This is a genomic window from Priestia sp. SIMBA_032, from assembly GCF_046535215.1.
GTDB lineage: Bacteria > Bacillota > Bacilli > Bacillales > Bacillaceae_H > Priestia > Priestia aryabhattai.
Genome location: NZ_JAWRXD010000003.1, coordinates 19,432 through 36,167 on the forward strand (window position 1 = coordinate 19,432; position 16,736 = coordinate 36,167).

16 protein-coding genes are annotated in these 16,736 nt (G+C 37.3%); 11 read left to right on the plus strand and 5 right to left on the minus strand.

The window, feature by feature from the left end:
* Positions 1-11: 11 nt before the first annotated feature.
* Genes SB717_RS10215 through cobO form a run of 4 tightly spaced genes read left to right on the plus strand, consistent with a single transcriptional unit; the run spans position 12 to position 3,322 of the window.
* On the plus strand, positions 12-1,394 hold the full coding sequence (locus tag SB717_RS10215; RefSeq protein WP_410903654.1) for a cobyrinic acid a,c-diamide synthase CobB: 1,383 nt from the start codon (positions 12-14) through the stop codon (positions 1,392-1,394).
* Complete coding sequence (gene cobA / locus SB717_RS10220; RefSeq protein WP_074680904.1) at positions 1,391-2,161, plus strand: uroporphyrinogen-III C-methyltransferase; 771 nt, start codon at positions 1,391-1,393, stop codon at positions 2,159-2,161. The genes SB717_RS10215 and cobA overlap by 4 nt, the downstream gene beginning before the upstream one ends.
* 20 nt (positions 2,162-2,181) lie before the next feature.
* Positions 2,182-2,751: a nitroreductase family protein gene (locus tag SB717_RS10225; protein ID WP_071274028.1), complete on the plus strand. Its 570-nt coding sequence runs from the start codon at positions 2,182-2,184 to the stop codon at positions 2,749-2,751.
* Between the two features lie 31 nt (positions 2,752-2,782).
* Positions 2,783-3,322: a cob(I)yrinic acid a,c-diamide adenosyltransferase gene (gene cobO, locus SB717_RS10230; RefSeq protein WP_014459837.1), complete on the plus strand. Its 540-nt coding sequence runs from the start codon at positions 2,783-2,785 to the stop codon at positions 3,320-3,322.
* Positions 3,323-3,348: 26 nt separating this feature from the next.
* On the opposite strand, the gene spoIIP is transcribed toward cobO, so the two are convergent.
* Complete coding sequence (gene spoIIP, locus SB717_RS10235; protein WP_045291726.1) at positions 3,349-4,518, minus strand: stage II sporulation protein P; 1,170 nt, start codon at positions 4,516-4,518, stop codon at positions 3,349-3,351.
* 160 nt (positions 4,519-4,678) lie between these two features.
* Positions 4,679-6,247 carry an RQC-minor-2 family DNA-binding protein gene (locus SB717_RS10240; protein ID WP_410903655.1) on the minus strand — a complete coding sequence of 523 codons (1,569 nt, stop codon included), beginning with the start codon at positions 6,245-6,247 and terminating at the stop codon, positions 4,679-4,681.
* Positions 6,248-6,496: 249 nt separating this feature from the next.
* On the opposite strand from SB717_RS10240, the gene SB717_RS10245 reads away from it, so the two are divergent.
* Positions 6,497-8,089: an APC family permease gene (locus tag SB717_RS10245; RefSeq protein WP_074680910.1), complete on the plus strand. Its 1,593-nt coding sequence runs from the start codon at positions 6,497-6,499 to the stop codon at positions 8,087-8,089.
* A gap of 155 nt (positions 8,090-8,244) precedes the next feature.
* Positions 8,245-8,784 carry an SMI1/KNR4 family protein gene (locus SB717_RS10250; protein ID WP_074680912.1) on the plus strand — a complete coding sequence of 180 codons (540 nt, stop codon included), beginning with the start codon at positions 8,245-8,247 and terminating at the stop codon, positions 8,782-8,784.
* A 42-nt stretch (positions 8,785-8,826) separates the two neighbouring features.
* On the opposite strand, the gene SB717_RS10255 is transcribed toward SB717_RS10250, so the two are convergent.
* Entirely contained in the window at positions 8,827-9,327 is a 501-nt protein-coding gene (locus SB717_RS10255; RefSeq protein WP_045291722.1) for a GNAT family N-acetyltransferase, read from the minus strand.
* Between the two features lie 270 nt (positions 9,328-9,597).
* On the opposite strand from SB717_RS10255, the gene SB717_RS10260 reads away from it, so the two are divergent.
* Complete coding sequence (locus SB717_RS10260; protein ID WP_074680914.1) at positions 9,598-11,088, plus strand: sensor histidine kinase; 1,491 nt, start codon at positions 9,598-9,600, stop codon at positions 11,086-11,088.
* The gene (locus SB717_RS10265; protein WP_013057296.1) at positions 11,066-11,749 is read left to right on the plus strand and encodes a response regulator transcription factor; all 684 of its coding nucleotides are present in this window, start codon (positions 11,066-11,068) and stop codon (positions 11,747-11,749) included. Before SB717_RS10260 ends, SB717_RS10265 begins: the two co-directional genes overlap by 23 nt.
* Positions 11,750-11,791: 42 nt before the next feature.
* On the opposite strand, the gene SB717_RS10270 is transcribed toward SB717_RS10265, so the two are convergent.
* Together SB717_RS10270 and SB717_RS10275 are read right to left on the minus strand one after the other, a co-directional pair.
* The gene (locus SB717_RS10270) at positions 11,792-13,411 is read right to left on the minus strand and encodes a SulP family inorganic anion transporter (RefSeq protein WP_074680916.1); all 1,620 of its coding nucleotides are present in this window, start codon (positions 13,409-13,411) and stop codon (positions 11,792-11,794) included.
* Positions 13,412-13,427: 16 nt separating this feature from the next.
* On the minus strand, positions 13,428-14,015 hold the full coding sequence (locus tag SB717_RS10275; RefSeq protein WP_013057294.1) for a beta-class carbonic anhydrase: 588 nt from the start codon (positions 14,013-14,015) through the stop codon (positions 13,428-13,430).
* A gap of 249 nt (positions 14,016-14,264) precedes the next feature.
* On the opposite strand from SB717_RS10275, the gene SB717_RS10280 reads away from it, so the two are divergent.
* The 3 genes from SB717_RS10280 to SB717_RS10290 all read left to right on the plus strand — a co-directional run bounded on the left by SB717_RS10280 (position 14,265) and on the right by SB717_RS10290 (position 16,669).
* On the plus strand, positions 14,265-14,927 hold the full coding sequence (locus SB717_RS10280) for a hypothetical protein (protein ID WP_410903656.1): 663 nt from the start codon (positions 14,265-14,267) through the stop codon (positions 14,925-14,927).
* A gap of 153 nt (positions 14,928-15,080) precedes the next feature.
* On the plus strand, positions 15,081-15,527 hold the full coding sequence (locus SB717_RS10285) for a MerR family transcriptional regulator (RefSeq protein ID WP_074680920.1): 447 nt from the start codon (positions 15,081-15,083) through the stop codon (positions 15,525-15,527).
* Entirely contained in the window at positions 15,497-16,669 is a 1,173-nt protein-coding gene (locus SB717_RS10290) for an MFS transporter (RefSeq protein WP_098621994.1), read from the plus strand. The genes SB717_RS10285 and SB717_RS10290 overlap by 31 nt, the downstream gene beginning before the upstream one ends.
* Positions 16,670-16,736 lie beyond the last annotated feature (67 nt).

Here is a 16,736-nt window from a genome sequence, read left to right on the forward strand (position 1 = left end):
GAGAGAACAACATGTCAAACAGAAGACTCGTCATTGCCGGTACTGGAAGTGGCGTAGGGAAAACAACACTTACAATCGGGCTGATGGCAGCCTTAAGACAAGCTGGTTACAGAGTTCAAGGGTTTAAATGCGGACCCGATTATATTGATCCAACGTATCATACGGCTGTTACAGAACGAACGTCTCGAAATATAGACAGCTGGATGCTTGAGCATGATATGGTTAGAGAAATTGTCGCTCGTACTAGTGAAGATGCTGATATTTCCATTATGGAAGGAGTTATGGGATTTTTCGATGGGAAAAATCCGTTAACGAACGAAGGAACAACAGCAGAAATCAGCTTAATCACCAATAGCCCTGTCCTTTTAGTTGTCAACTGTGCTAGCATGGCTAGAAGTGCAGCGGCGATTGTAAAAGGGTTTCAGCAATTTTTACCGGAAGCGAACATCGTCGGTGTAATTGCTAACCGAGTTGGAAGTGAAGGACATTATAAACTTGTTAAGGCAGCAATTGAGCAGGAATGTCGTATTCCTGTAGTAGGCTACTTGAAAAGAAACGATGATCTTACGATTCCTGAACGTCACCTTGGGCTCATCCCGTCGATTGAACGGGGAGAGTTAACACCGTTTTTTGAACAGTTAGGAAAGCTTGTTCATGATACAATTGATATTGAAAAAGTATATGAACTGGCTTTAGCTCCTAAAATAGAAATTAATGAGCCTATCTTTACAAAGCCGTCCGTACCTCAAGTGAAAATTGCAGTAGCGAGAGATGCCGCTTTTAACTTTTATTATGAAGAAAATTTCGAATTGTTAAAAGCTTACGGAGCAGAGCTTGTAGAGTTTTCACCTTTAAAAGGAGAAATGGTCCCACAAGATGCTGACGGCCTTTACATAGGAGGCGGATTTCCAGAAGAATTTGCTGAAACGCTGGCTCAGCAAATTGACGTTAAAAATTCTGTTCGAGCAGCCATCGAAAAAGGGATTCCTACACTTGCTGAGTGCGGAGGCTTTATGTTCTTAACAGATGCTATTGTCACAACAGATGATACATGCCATGAAATGGTGGGGCTTATTCCCGGACAAGTAAGAATGCAGACAAAATTAGCTGCGTTAGGATACCGGGAAGTGACGGGAAAGCCAGGGAATTTTTTATTTAAAGGCGATATACAAGCTAAAGGCCATGAATTTCATTATTCAACCTTTCATTCAGAGAAAGAGTTTTCGCCTGCCTATGATACAAAAGGGATGCGAGGAATGAAAGAAGAAGGCTATATGAACAATAATTTAATTGCCGGCTATACGCACTTTCATTTCGGCTCTTCTACGAAGATGGTAGAAAACTGGGTGGAACAGTGTAAAGCGGTAAAAAAAGAAAGAAGAGATGCCGTGTGACAGTTGGAAAAGTATATTTAGTAGGAGCCGGACCAGGAGATCCGAAGCTAATAACCGTATATGGAATGGAGTGTATTCAAGAAGCGGATGTCATTTTATATGACCGCTTAGCCAACGAACAGTTGTTAAACTATGCTAAAAAAGATGCGGAGCTTATTTTTTGCGGAAAATTACCGGGCAAGCACGGAGTCATCCAAGATCGTATTCACGAACTGCTTGTTGAAAAAGCACTTCAAGGAAAAGTAGTGACGCGCTTAAAAGGAGGCGATCCTTTTGTGTTTGGCCGCGGAGCAGAGGAAGCTGAAGTACTTGCTACTCAAGGAATTCCTTACGAAGTCGTGCCTGGTATCACGTCAGGAATTGCAGCTCCAGCGTATGCAGGAATTCCTGTTACCCACAGAGATTATGCCACTTCTTTTGCCATTGTAACGGGGCATGGAAGAGAAGAAAAAGGAAAAGATTATTTAAACTGGTCAGCGCTTGCTCAAGGAATAGATACAATTGCGTTTTATATGGGCGTTGGAAATTTACCTCATATATGCAAGCAGTTGATGCACCATGGACGAGATAAGCATACGCCAGTAGCGCTTGTTCAATGGGGAACGACGAAGTATCAGCGCACCGTAACGGGAACACTTGCCACAATCGAAGAAATAGCAAAAAAAGCAGAAATTGCTCATCCTGCCATCGTGCTTGTAGGTGAAGTTGTGACAATTAGAGAAAAAATAAAATGGTTCGAAGAAAGAGCGGAAAATATTCTGCTTTAACGTTAAAAGGAGGAGACAATATGACGATTATTTCACAGCTAAAAGAACGAAGAGCGGTACGAGATCATGAACCGCGTGAAGTGGAACAAGAGAAAATCGAACAGCTGCTTGAAGCAGCGACATGGGCTCCAAATGATCGAATGAGAGAGCCTTGGAGTTTTTATGTGATTCAAGGAGAAGCAAAAAAGAAGTATGAAGAACTGGCTGAAGCGTATTTAAAGGAGCGCTTTCCTACAAAGCCTCATTTAGTAGAAAGTTCGTTAAAAGCAGTGAAAAATACGCCTGTACATATTGTCGTAACAGCTGATACAGTTGAAGGAGACGACGAAGCCACTGAAGACAACAAATATGCGGTTTCATGCGCGATTCATTCCATGTGGCTAGCGGCTAAAGAACTAGGACTTGGATTCGTTTGGAGAACAAGAGGTGTTGGTCTTGTTCGAGACGAGAGATTACATGAGTTTATCGGCAAGCCTTCAGGTAAAGTCGTAGTAGGAAACGTATTTTTAGGCTATCCAAATGAAGAGTCTCTTACAAAAATGAAAGAGCCTGCTAGAACATCGTTTACAGAAAAAACAACATGGCTGTAAACTGAAATTCGAAGAAAAAGAGGTTTTTAGATTGAAAGACAAACGTGGTCTTACGTTAATTTATACCGGAGACGGAAAAGGGAAAACAACCGCTGCTTTAGGTCTTGCGTTGCGCGCTACGGGACGCGGACAAAAAGTATTAATGATTCAATTTATTAAATCTCCTCAGCGTACATATGGAGAAAAGCTGATGTTTGACAGAATAGGAATTGAAATGATTCAAACAGGAGTCGGCTTTACGTGGACAAAAACACCGCCTGAACATCGTGAAGCTTTGCAAAAAGCCTGGGCGCTCACGAAGGAAAAAGTCTTCTCGAACGAATATGATGTGGTTATTTTAGACGAGTTAAATAATGCACTAGCTATCGAGAAATTTCCTATTGATGATGTGCTACCGCTACACGAAGTAATTGACCTTATTCAAAAGCGCCCTGAGCATATGCATTTGGTCATTACTGGGCGTTCTGCCAAAAAAGAAGTGATGGAAGCAGCAGATCTTGTGACGGAAATGAAGCCTCATAAACATTATTATGATGAAGGAATTCCTGCTGTAAAAGGAATTGAATTTTAAAAAGCCCTCAATGAAGAGGGCTTTTTTTATTGAGCAGGAGCATCTACTTTTTCAGCTTGCCAATAAAATTGGCTAATGACATCAGACAGTGCTTTTGTTGTGTTGGTTAGTTCATCAAAGTTATTATCAACTCCGCCCACTTCAATTAAAATCGCATTTTTAGAAACATCTTGATTATATACACCGTTACCGCTGGATTTGTTTTTGCCAATAACTCCGCGGCTTAAGCCGGGATATTTCTTTTCAAGACCTTCATGAAGCGCTTTTGCCATTTTTAAATTTTGTTCAAAGTTTTGATTTGCTTTCCCTAAAACAAACACAACTTTTGCATATGATTTATTGTTAATCTTAATGGTTGTATTATCTTTTCGAAGCGAATCTCGGTGCAAATCGATAAAATACGTTAAATCTCTATTTTCAGTCATCGCTGTTTCAATTACTGTGCGAGACATGGCGTACGATTGATTGGTGTTCCAACCTTTTTCTTTTAATTTCTGTCCAATATTGGTTTGATCTACTTCTGCCCCAATTCCCTGAGCCTCTAAATCTTTTCCTAGCATATTTGCAACAATATTAATATTTGTTTTGCTATCCACTGCTTTATTAGCATCTGGATCACCTTCAAGTCCTAACAGAGGCAAGTAAGATTCCCAGCTGTGCGTATGATAAATATAAAATACCTTTTTTCCGCCAGTTGTATTATTATTTGGAGCGTTCGTACCATTGTTTTCTTTAGGCTGCTGAACTTTTGTAGTAGAATTTCTTTCTTTTAGCGTTTCATCTAGCGGCGGTGCAGATTCTCTAGGGAAGTTTGTGAAATTTGTGCCTTCACCGGCGATAATAATATTGGAGTCGTAAATACTGAATCCAGGAAGTTCGGAACCAAACAAGCTTCTCGCGTCTTCTGCTCGAATACTTGTTGATAACTCGAGCAGTGTAGAAGAAAGACCTGGAGGCGAGTAGTTTTTATCAAAAGCCGTTGAAAAATGATGGTTTTCTTGGCTCATTAAATAATAAAGACTTTCTGCTTTATGCTTTGATAACGTTTGATAGACAATAGAAGAATTGAACTGTTCTTTAAATGCTGAGTAACTTACTAGAACAATGATAGATGATGTCATTAAAACAACGGATAAAATAACAAGAACCATCTTATATGTTAACACTACAAAATTGGCGCGATTACTAGATTTCAATGGCGAAATCTCCTCTCTATGTCAGCGTCAGGCTAATAGGTATGAAGGACTTTGCTAATCTAGTAATAATTATATGAATGGAGATTTCTAATTATGATAAGCATTTAATAGAGAAAGTAGTCTTCAAAATCAAAAAAGAAGAATCACGTGAGATACAATCTCATATTCTCCGTGATTCTTCTTCAAATAGACGTCGGATGGCTTCTCCTTTTGGAGTGAGGCTGAATCCTTTTTTCTCTTTTTTAAGCAGCTGACAGTTTTGTAATTCTTGTAAATACGTAACAATGCGCTTGCGCTTTACGGAATTTAATAATCCAAATGCGGGTATTTTATCGAGCTCTTTTTGACGAATGCTGTTAGTAGAAACGCCTTCTAAAATTTGTACGTAACTCTGCTGAGTTTCCGTGTTTTTTAAGGCATCTATAAGTGTTAATAACTGTAACATTTGGTTTGAATCAAAAGTTGTTTGACCGATTTTTAGCGGAGTCGAAAGCAGGTCCTGACGCTGCTTATGAAGTTCATTTTCTATCTTAGCGCTTATTTCTGTCAGCTTCGTTTCTCTTTCGTTTGGGTCCATATAACATGTGAATTTGTTTGTTTCCTGCAGCAGGGTGACATCTGGAAAATCCCATTGCGAAAACCATTGAATGGAACCAACTTTGAGATTGGCATTCGGTGTTTTTACTTGTAATACGTTTTGAATGAAGGAAAGAAAGGGATCGTTTTCCTGTAAAACCTGTTCTTGATTAAGTTGATAAGTGGTTAGGCTGCACAATTTATCTTGGATTTTTTTGATGTGCACTTCATGATGCTTTAAAAGACTTTTCCATTTAAAAAAGACAAGCAGTTTTTGAATCACTTCTTCATTTTCATCTATAATCTCTTCGAACTGCCGCTGAGTTGTGGCTAAGCGTTTGGCTGCTAGCACTACATTATACTCATCATCGAGTGAAATAGCATCATTTGTGACATCATATGTTACGGCGAGACCCCTGTTTTCTGAAGTTAAGCGAATGATCTCGTTTTCTCCATGAACAGTTAATACCGTATCTTCCGTATCTGAAAATCCTCTCTCAAAGGCGGTGGAAGAAAGAGAGCGAAAAGGTCTCATAATGATTTCAATCCGATTGCGCCAAAAAGCAATTTGCTCAGGGTTTTTCATAATAAAAAGCAAAGGTGATTTTTTTGATTGTTCAATTGCTTCAATCACATTTGCATTTCGATGATAAAGGGAAATGAGCGGATGTTTGAAAAAACACTTATTAATATGTTGAATCCATTCTTCTTTTGAAGAATCATGTATCCTAGCGCAAAACATGTAATCTTTCATAATGCTTTCGAGGTAATTTTCCAACTCATTTTTAGTCAAAACCGTAAAATTTTGAGAATAAAACTCATCATGATGAATAGGAATGCCGCGATTCTTATTATATTCTTTCCATAGAAATGAAGTTGGTTTCCAAAAGTGAGGATAAACGTCTTCATTTTTATCAATTGCGACGGGAAAACCGCCCCTATGACTTCCATATAAGAACGTTTGAAAAAGGACTATATCTTCTTGAGATAACTCATTCATTGCTCGCTCAAAGTAGTCATTTAAACGTCCAAGCAACCCTTTAGCATGTTTACTTCCTACGGATCGAATCGATTTATTCTTGCGTCCGAGCGGAAGGAATGTTAAGTGATTGTAAGCTGTAAAATCAACAGGCAAATTCTCTGGTAAAGTCATTTATCTAACTCCTTTCATTTATTGAGTATTTTACCTATTAAAGAAGAGAAGAAAAAATTTTAGTGTGTCTTTAACATAAGAATTAATTTTAAAAATTTTCTGTTAATTAATCTATAGAAGTAAAGAAAAGGGGTTCAAAGTAATTTTGAATGGGTATAGTAATAAAAATTTTGACACATATTATCGAATATATATGAATGTTGTCAAAAAAACCAACAAAAGTGATGATTCATCCAAAGGAGGAAGCTTATGGAGAATAAAGGTCCGTTTAAAAAGACGATATCCCTATTAGATTTAACATTAATTGGATTGGGGGCTATTTTTGGATCTGCTTGGCTGTTTGCCGTTAGTAATGTCGCTACGCAAGCAGGTCCTGCAGGAAGTTTTTCTTGGGTTATTGGTGGAGTTATTATTTTATTAATAGGCCTTGTATACGCTGAGCTAGGGGCTGCCTTGCCTCGTACAGGGGGAATTATTCGATATCCTGTTTATTCACACGGTCATCTTGTAGGATATATGATTTCATTTATTACTATTGTAGCGTACACTAGCTTAATCGCTATTGAAGTAACAGCAGTGAGACAGTATGTGGCCTATTGGTTTCCGGGTTTAACAAAATCTGGATCTGATTCACCGACGATATCCGGATGGATTCTACAATTTGTGTTGCTTTGCTTATTCTTTTTACTCAATTACTGGAGTGTAAAAGCATTTGCGAAATCGAATATTATTATCTCTATTTTTAAATATTTTGTACCGCTTACAGTAATCGTAACGCTGGCATTTTATTTTAAGTCAGGAAACTTTACGATGGGAGAGTTTGCTCCCGGGGGGTTTGATGGTATCCAGGCCGCCATTGCCACAGGCGGGGTTATGTTTGCCTACTTAGGCCTTCATCCAATTGTATCGGTAGCTGGAGAGGTGAAAAATCCTCAGCGCAATATTCCAATCGCGCTTGTAATTTGTATCATTCTAGCAGCTCTCATTTATACTGCCCTACAAATATTGTTTATCGGAGCTATTCCATCTGACATGATTAAAGGCGGTTGGTCCGGCATTCAAGATAAATTCTCACTGCCATTTAAAGACATCGCTGTTGTTCTTGGTCTTGGCTGGCTAGCAACACTTGTTATTTTAGACGCTATTTTATCACCGGGTGGTAACGGTAATATTTTTATGAATACAACATCTAGACTTATCTACGCTTGGTCTCGTAACGGTACGCTATTTAAAACGTTTGCTCATGTGGATAAAAAAACAGGAATTCCTCGATCATCTCTATGGCTTTCATTAGGACTTTCGATTTTTTGGACACTGCCATTTCCTTCATGGAATGCACTCGTAAACGTATGCTCTGTTGCGCTTATTCTTTCTTACGCGATTGCACCAATTTCATCAGCGGCCTTTATGGTGAACGCAAAAGATTTGGAAAAGCCTTTTAAATTAAGAGGAATGAGTATAATTGGTCCATTATCCTTTATTTTTGCTTCCTTTATTGTCTACTGGTCAGGATGGAAGACCATTTCATGGCTGTTAACTTCTCAACTAGTTATGTTTGTTATATATTTGATTTTTGCTAAATATGTGCCTAAAAACGAAGTAAGTCTTCGTCAGCAGATTAAATCAACTTGGTGGTTAGTTGCTTATTATATCATCATGCTCTTTATTTCTTATATTGGTTCGTTCGGAGGAGGGAAGGGTTTGATCGATACGCCTGTAGACTTAATTATCATAGCGGTGGTATCACTTGGGATTTATTATTGGGCTAAATATACGGGCCTTCCAAAAGCGCTTATTGATTACGATCACCATCCTGAACAGGAAGAAAAAGCACCTGTATAACCTGTAAAGCAGCGATATTCGCTGCTTTTTTCTATGTTATTTGAACATGAATTTCTAAAGTTTGTCGTATAATTTAGTAGGAAAGAAGGAATTAGCACATTATTGTTTAATTAATGTAATGTAACCGTTTTAAATCCAACGCTTGGAGGAAGAGTATGATTGAAAAAATAATAAATTCACTTCGAAAGCGGCTTTGGGAAAACAATAATGTTATAGAAGTGTGTAAAAATGAAGGAGAAGTATACAGAACCACTTGTACTTTTTTTGATGGAGTAAGCAAGAATCAACTGAATGTTTTTGAAGAAGAAATGCATGTATCACTTCCTGAAGACTACAAGCAGTTTTTGCAGCTAACAAATGGATGTAATTTGTTCATTGATGCTGACAAAAAAACAACAGGGAATCTTTATAGCTTAGAAGATGTAAGAGAAAGAGCTTATAAAAGTCAGAGTCTCTATATGACAATTGGGTCTGTTGGAGAAGAAGAGGTTATCATTGACTCTAAAAAATCAGCGCACTCTGCATATATAATAGTAAAAAAGCGGAACGCATCGTTTCAAGATGCACATGTATTACATATGAATTTTCAAAAATGGCTGGATTGTTTTATAGTGAGTCAAGGGAATTGTTTTTGGCACTGGAATGGGCTTTGTAATAAAGCTCATTCAACCGATAAAAAGACAACAGCTCAATAATATTATCTTCTAATAAATAAACGAGCACACTAGTGTGCTCGTTTATTTATTAGAAGGAAGACGTTCCCAACCGTATGCTTCGTCTTCAACTTTAGTTTCTCCAAACTGACTTGTGCGATTCAAGATTTTTTTGCCGCCTAATCTTTTATAAAACTGAGTCGCTTTCTTATTTTTCTTCATAGCCCAAATAATCATAGACGTATATTGCTGATCAGCAAATTCTTTTACTGAATGAGAAAATAGAAGATGACCAATTCCTTGGCTTTGCACTTCCTTGCAAACGTATAGCGCGTATATTTCAGCGCTGGACAAATGAGGCTTACCCGCTGAAAAGCCGACAATCTCTCCTCGTTCATCGATAGCGAGCAAAATAAAATGAGAAGGATCGGTAAGAAAAAGGGACCATTTTTCTGCACTTTGTTTATAAGACAAGTTGTTTAAATAAGCATCAGGTACTAACTCTTTGTATGTAATGCGCCAGCTGTCTACGTACAGACGGGCAACAGAAGGGATGTGAGAGGAAGTAGCTTTAATAATTTTCATTAAAAAGTCTCCTTTTTTAAAATATTAAGGCATATAGTATACCTTTCAGCCTAAGAATATTATGAAAAATAGATCATAATTTTCCAGTAATTCATAAAATGGTAAAAAAGGTGGTGTTCATTCTCACTCTATCACGGTAAAGTGAGAATATACATTTGTTTTCTTGTTTTAATTTTTGCTACATGTATAATGTCTAACGATCTATTTGTTATTCACCTTTACTAGTCTATCAAATAGTTTTGTTAAAGCCAAAGGGGCATAGGGTAAGAAATGTCAATTCAGCTGCGTTTTGTTTTAACGTATATCAGTATTGTGTTTGTCTTTATTATTTTGCTTTTTTTATCGGGCTTTCTCATTTTCTTCTCTATTACTGGAGATGCCGATTTTGTAAGAAAACTGTACAGCCACTCCTATGAGTATAAATTGTTAACACCAGAAGAAGAAAATGCATTCTTAGATTTAAAGTTATTGAGTGAAAAAAAACCAGAACAGCTGCTGCGGCCGAAGACGGTTAAAAAATATGAATTTGAAAATATTGATATTGTGATTCAAAAAAACACAGAGATTGTATATGCTTCAGAATCCATTAAAGGAGAAAACCTTCGTAAATACTTGCCAAAGCATCAAAAAAGTAAAGGAAATCATTCGTATCAGCAGGACATGCTGCGCATAGGTAAGCAGTACTTTACATATATCAACCTTGATTTTCCTTTCTCGAATCAAGAAAAAGGAAGCATTTACGTTTTGCGAAAAATCAGCCCTTATGTAGGTATTATTAATCGAATTTTCCCTTTTTTAATCTTTCTACTATTAATTTTAGTCATTGTTATTATTGGATTTTTAAACTATCTTGTTTCAAGAAGCATTATTAAACCCATTCGTGAATTAAAAGAAGCGGCTGAAAAAATAAAACAAGGTGATCTTCACTTTGAGATCTCTGCTAATTCAAAGGATGAAATAGGCGAATTAACGCAAGCTTTTGAAGAAATGAGGCAAAAACTAAAATCTTCTGTTGAACTGCAAATTCAATATGAAGATAATCGAAAGCAGCTGCTTTCAAGTATTTCACACGATTTACGAACTCCTATTACTTCCATTGTAGGATATGTAGAAGGAATTCAAGATGGAGTAGCTAATACGCCAGATAAGCTTTCTAAATATTTGTTAACGATTTCAACAAAAGCAAAAGACATGAATGCGTTAATCGATGAGCTGTTTTTATTTTCTAAATTGGATTTGCACGAAATTCCATTTGTGTTTAAAAAACTTAATATTTCTGCCTTTATGGAAAGTTATGTGCAAGAACTTCAGTTTGAAATGAGCGAACATGATATTGATGTTTTATTTTCTAATGATTCTCTAACGACACTGTATGCAAAGGCAGATGCTGAGCAGCTGCGAAGAGTTTTAATAAATTTAACAACCAACAGCATTAAATTTATGGATAAAGAAAGAAGAAGAATCGATATCGTTCTTTCTGCTACCGAAAGTGAACTCATTATTGAAGTGAAAGACAACGGCTCTGGGATTTCACCGGAAGCATTAGCGCATATTTTTGACCGGTTTTATCGAGCAGAACAGTCCCGCAATAGCAATACTGGAGGAAGTGGACTTGGACTGGCCATTGCAAAACAAATTGTTGAACGCCACGGGGGAGACATCTGGGCACTAAGTAAGCTTGGCGAAGGAACAAGTATTTTCTTTTCTTTGCAAAAAATGAATGAAAATGGTGATACACATGAAGAAGATATTATTAATTGAAGATGAAGTAAGTATTGCTGAATTGCAAAGAGATTATTTAGAAATTAACGATTTTGAAATAGACGTTCAATATAGTGGGGATAAGGGATTAGAAAAAGCGTTAAATGAACATTTTGACCTGGTTATTTTGGATATTATGCTCCCTAAAGTGAGTGGATTTGAAGTGTGCAAGCAAATTCGAGCTGCAAAAGATATTCCAATCATTTTAGTTTCAGCTAAAAAAGAAGAAATTGATAAAATTAGAGGGCTCGGGCTAGGTGCAGATGACTATATTACCAAGCCATTCAGCCCTGGAGAGCTGGTCGCAAGAGTCAAAGCGCATTTAGCGAGATATGAAAGACTCTCTGATAAGCAGGAAAAGCGTATGATTCGCATTCATGGCTTAGCGATTGACACGCTCGCTAGAAGAGTATTTGTAAATGACAAAGAAGTGTTTTTTACAGCGAAGGAATTCGATTTGCTGAAGTTTATCGTTTCTCATCCAAATCAAGTATTAAGTAAAGAACATCTATTTGAAAAAATTTGGGGATTTGATTCCTCAGGAGATATTTCAACCGTAACAGTTCACATTCGAAAACTAAGAGAAAAGTTAGAAGAAAACCCAGCGGATCCTCAGTACCTAGAAACGGTTTGGGGAGCAGGGTACCGGTTTAATATTTAAAAAAAGAGATCCGAACGATTAATCGTTCGGATCTCTTTTTTATTACGTAGTAACGATTCTATGACGAGCTTTAATCTTACTCACGGGAGGTTCGGAAGAAAATATATTTTTTTCACCGATTTTATCATATAGACCGGTTGACTTTAACATTTCTTTCGGCTGGTGCTGTAAGCCAGAAATAACGACTTGGCTATGCGAATCTTTCAGACGTTCGACCACCTTCGATAGTAAAGCTTCTCCAGAGGTATCAATAAAGGAGACTTGGCTCATTCGAAGCAATAAAACTTTCGGTTTCGCTTCAGCGATGTTATCAAAGGAATCTTCTAATACTTCAGCTGATCCAAAGAAAAGAGATCCTTGCATGGTATATTCCATCAACTCAGATTTGTGAGCGTTTTCAGACGTTTCCGCTAAAACCTTTGATATCTTCAGTGATCCGCTCATTCGTTTCACGAACATAACAATAGCTAAAAGTAGACCCACGCCTACACCTGTTGTTAAATCGATTGAAACTGTTAATAAAAACGTAGCTACAAGTACAAATGAATCAGCTGACTTGGTTTTTAAAATATGCGCAAATTCTTTACGCTCACTCATATTCCAAGCCACAAACATTAAAATAGGTGCCATACTTGCCAGCGGAATGTTTGATGCATAAGGAGCCAGCATCACAAGGACCACTAAAACAACTAAGCCGTGTATAACTCCTGATAACGGAGAAGCTGCGCCGTTTTTGATATTGGTCGCTGTTCTGGCAATGGCACCAGTTGCTGGAATTCCGCCAAATAGCGAGGTAGCGATATTAGCAATTCCTTGGCCCACAAGCTCTTTATTGCTATTATGCTTGGTTTTGGCCATATTATCAGCAACAACAGCTGATAGTAAAGATTCAATACCTCCAAGCATCGCAATTACGCAGGCAGCCGGAAATAGCATCACGATGTTATCCCATGTTAAATCTGGGAAGCTAAAAGATGGTAGTTTACTCGGAATGGCACCGTAAGTAGAGCCAATCGTTGCAACTTTTCCTGGGAACAGTGTAATGGCTACAAGTGTGGAGACAAGAAGACCTAGAAGGGCACCGGGAATTTTAGGTAAAAACTTTGGCGTTATAATCACGATAGCTAAACAAATAGCGGCTATGATGACGCTGTAAATGTTAATCGTTGCAATTTTTCGTAGGATTTCAATCATATTTAAATGAAATTCCTCATGTTTTGCAATTCCCTTTAGTCCTAAAAAGTTAGCGATCTGACCTGAGAAAATAATAATCGCAATTCCTGCTGTAAATCCAATCGTCACAGGGCGCGGAATAAACTTTATAAATTTGCCTAGCTTAAATATTCCGAGAAGCGTAATCATAATTCCAGCCATAAAGCCGGCAATAATGAGGTTCTCATAACCATATTGCATGACAACTCCAAGCAGCACCGGAACAAATGCACCTGTTGGGCCTGCAATTTGAAATTTCGATCCGCCTAATATTGAAACCATAATCCCTGCGATAATGGTTGTATAAATCCCGTATTCAGGTCTTACACCAGAAGCGATGGCAAAGGCCATTGCTAAAGGAATAGCAACGACCCCAACAACCAAACCGGCGATAATGTCTTTTTGTAAATGTCCTGCTGAATAGCCTTGAAATCGGTTATCTTTTAGCATTCGATAAAATCCTCCTTCATGAGCTTACGGTTTCAGCTCGGTCTTGGGAATAGCCGTTTACAACGACGTCAAGTTTTCCTGTTGAAGGATGAATGACCATTCCAGAAACAAGCACGTCTTTTGGTAATAAAGGATGATTTCGAATCATATCCACACTGTTTTCGACACTATCTTCTACACATTCAAATCCAGTCAGCCATGATTCTAAATCAATACCAGCATATTTTAGATTACGAATTTGTTCCGTGCTAATCCCTCTTTGTTCAGCAGAGGCTAAAATAGCTTCAGCTTTCATGCCCGTCATTCCACATTCATGATGACCGATGACACATACTTCATCAGCTTGCAATGCGTAGACGGCAACTAATATACTTCTCATGACGCTGCCAAAGGGATGGGAGATAACAGCTCCGGCATTTTTAACTATTTTTGCATCTCCATTTTTTAGCCCCATAGCTTTAGGAAGTAATTCTAACAAACGTGTATCCATACAAGTTAAGATGACTATTTTTTTGTTAGGAAATTTGGATGTTTGAAAAGCCTCAAATTGATTATTTGTTACAAATTTTTCATTAAACTTTAAAACTTCAGATAGACAAGTCATTGTTTTCCTCCTGCGTTATTTATTTTTAACTTATTTTTTAGTCTAAAGATAAAGTTTAAAAACGAACTAAATAAAATATTAAAATTTTCTTAAAACATTCAGAAAAAACTTATAAATAAATTAAATTTATATGCGTGAAATTATGTAAGCGTATTCTTTTCTTCTTTTCACGAAAAAATAGGGATTATATGTTAAAATGGTACAAAGTTGGAATTGTCTAAAAGAATGGTAGAGAGGAGGAAGGCAAAAGTGAAGGCTATTATAGCAATAGGCATTATTTTTTGTTGTTTAGTAGGGTGCAGTTCTAATGCTCAAGTCACCAATGACAAAGAAATGGGGCAGAATATTCAGCAATCGTTTGCGAAAAAAGGTGTAAACTCAGTGGATGTATCGAAGTTAAGTGATTTTAAATGGGAAAAAGGATATTTATTCACAAACAAAAGCAAGAAAGCCGACGTAGAAAAACTTGTAAACGCACCGATCAGTGAAGAGGTAATGAAAAAAATATCTGCTGCTAATCAAATGCTTGTGTTTGTAGATGAAGGAGAAGTTGTCCGCTATGTAGAACTACCCCAAGATTTCATAGCGCATGATAAAAACCAACTTGAATTTTCATCTTCTCATTCTGAACTAAAATTTAATAAAAAAAGGGAGGGCAAGCCTATAAAAGCAGGAGATAAAACGTTAAGTTCAGAAGATGCTTTAGCTGTAGAATCAATTATGAAACAAATTCAATGGAAAAAAGCTGATTACAGCGTCGCTCTTGACCCAGATGTACAGCTTACTTATGAAGGAGTCGTATACAATGTACGATTCACCTCTGAGAGTGCGGAACTTACTTCTAAAAGACGAGGAGTGTACGGTAAAGTAACAGGAGAAACAGCACAGCAGCTATATGACATATTGATGTAACCTATTGATTTATCAATAGGTTTTTTGATGCACATATTTTTTAAATTTACATAAAATGTATTGGTGTTATTGACATTAACGTTAACGTTAATCTATAATGATAATATAGAATTGACGTTAACGTTAATGTTAAAGGGATGTGAAGGGGAAAACATGTATCTAATCGATGACGTGACGAAAATGACAGGTTTGACCAAGCGTGCTCTTCGTTATTATGAAGAGATTGGACTCATTTTACCCCCGCAGCGCACAAAAGGAAATGCACGGATTTATTCCGAAGAAGAGGTAAAAGAACTAAGGAAAGTAGCAGAAGCAAAAGAAGTTCTCGGTTTTTCTTTACAGGAGCTGCAGCAGTTTATGTCGCTTAAAAGAATGATTGAAGAAAGAAGTGAGCGGCAAGGATTGTCAGTGAAAGAGATAACGCAAATAGAAGATTTGCTAGAAAATCAAATCAAGATGATTGATTTTAAAGTCGTAAAAATGCAGGCATTTAAAACAGAATTAAAAGAAATGAGAGAATCTGCTATGGCAATACATGAAAAAACAAAAACAAAAGGAGAGATGAAAGAGTGGAAGGACAGCATTCAAATAACCGATTAGGTCAAATTATTACGGTAGTAGCTACTTTTTTAGCGTTTATGGGGATCGGGGTAGTAGATCCGATTTTACCAGAGATTGCTAAGCAAATTGGAGCTTCCCACTGGCAAGTAGAAATGTTATTTACTTCCTATTTGTTAATGATGGCTATTATGATGATTCCAGCAGGCATCTTAGCATCACGTATAGGAGACAAGCGTTTGATGGTAACAGGACTTATCATTGTGACGATTTTTGCAGCGCTATGTGGTTTTTCTAACAATATTCCTCAGCTTTCCATTTTCCGAGCAGGATGGGGACTTGGTAATTCGTTTTTCTTTGCAACAGCTATGACGCTGCTTATTGCATTATCAGGTGAAGTGAAAAAAGCAGTAGGGTTATATGAAGCTGCAATTGGTTTGGGAATGGCCGGAGGACCGCTTGTAGGAGGCGTGTTAGGAAATGCTTCTTGGAGATTGCCGTTTTTCGGTACAAGTGCTTTAATTTTTATCGCCTTTATTTTAGTATTAACGATTGTTAAACAGCCTACAAGCACTAAGCCTCGTAAAGCAGCGGGTTTTAAAGACATGGTTAAACTTTATAAATTAAAACCATTTACTCAAGGCGCTGTATCAGGCATGCTTTATTACTACGGATTTTTTACAGTGTTAGCTTATACGCCGCTTATTCTATCGATCGGAGCTCTTCAAATTGGCTTTGTTTTCTTTGGATGGGGATTATGTTTAGCATATGGCTCAGCGGTTTTAGCACATCAGTTAGAAAAAAGATATCAACCAAAACAAGTGTTACATGTTAGCTTAATTGTTTTTTCACTTATTTTAATTTGTTTATTTGCCTTTGATGCAACATGGTTGCGCATTGTTTTAATCATGGCAGCAGGTCTTGTATCAGGACTTAATAATGCATTGTTTACGAGTCATGTCATGGAAGTATCTCCTTACGAACGAGGAATTACATCTGGAGGATATAATTTCTTAAGATGGTTAGGTGCAGCTTTTGCTCCTTTATTATCAGGAGTTATCGGCAATGCCGTAGCGCCTCAAGCTCCTTTTCTCGTAGCAGCGATTCTTGGATTGCTAGCTTTCGTTATTATGGTTATAAAAATAAAAACAACTTCTCAAACGAATGAAGCTATATCTAAATAAACGTTGAGATAAAAGGCTTTTTCTTGTAAAAAGCCTTTTATTTTGTTTTATGTTATAATAGTAAAAA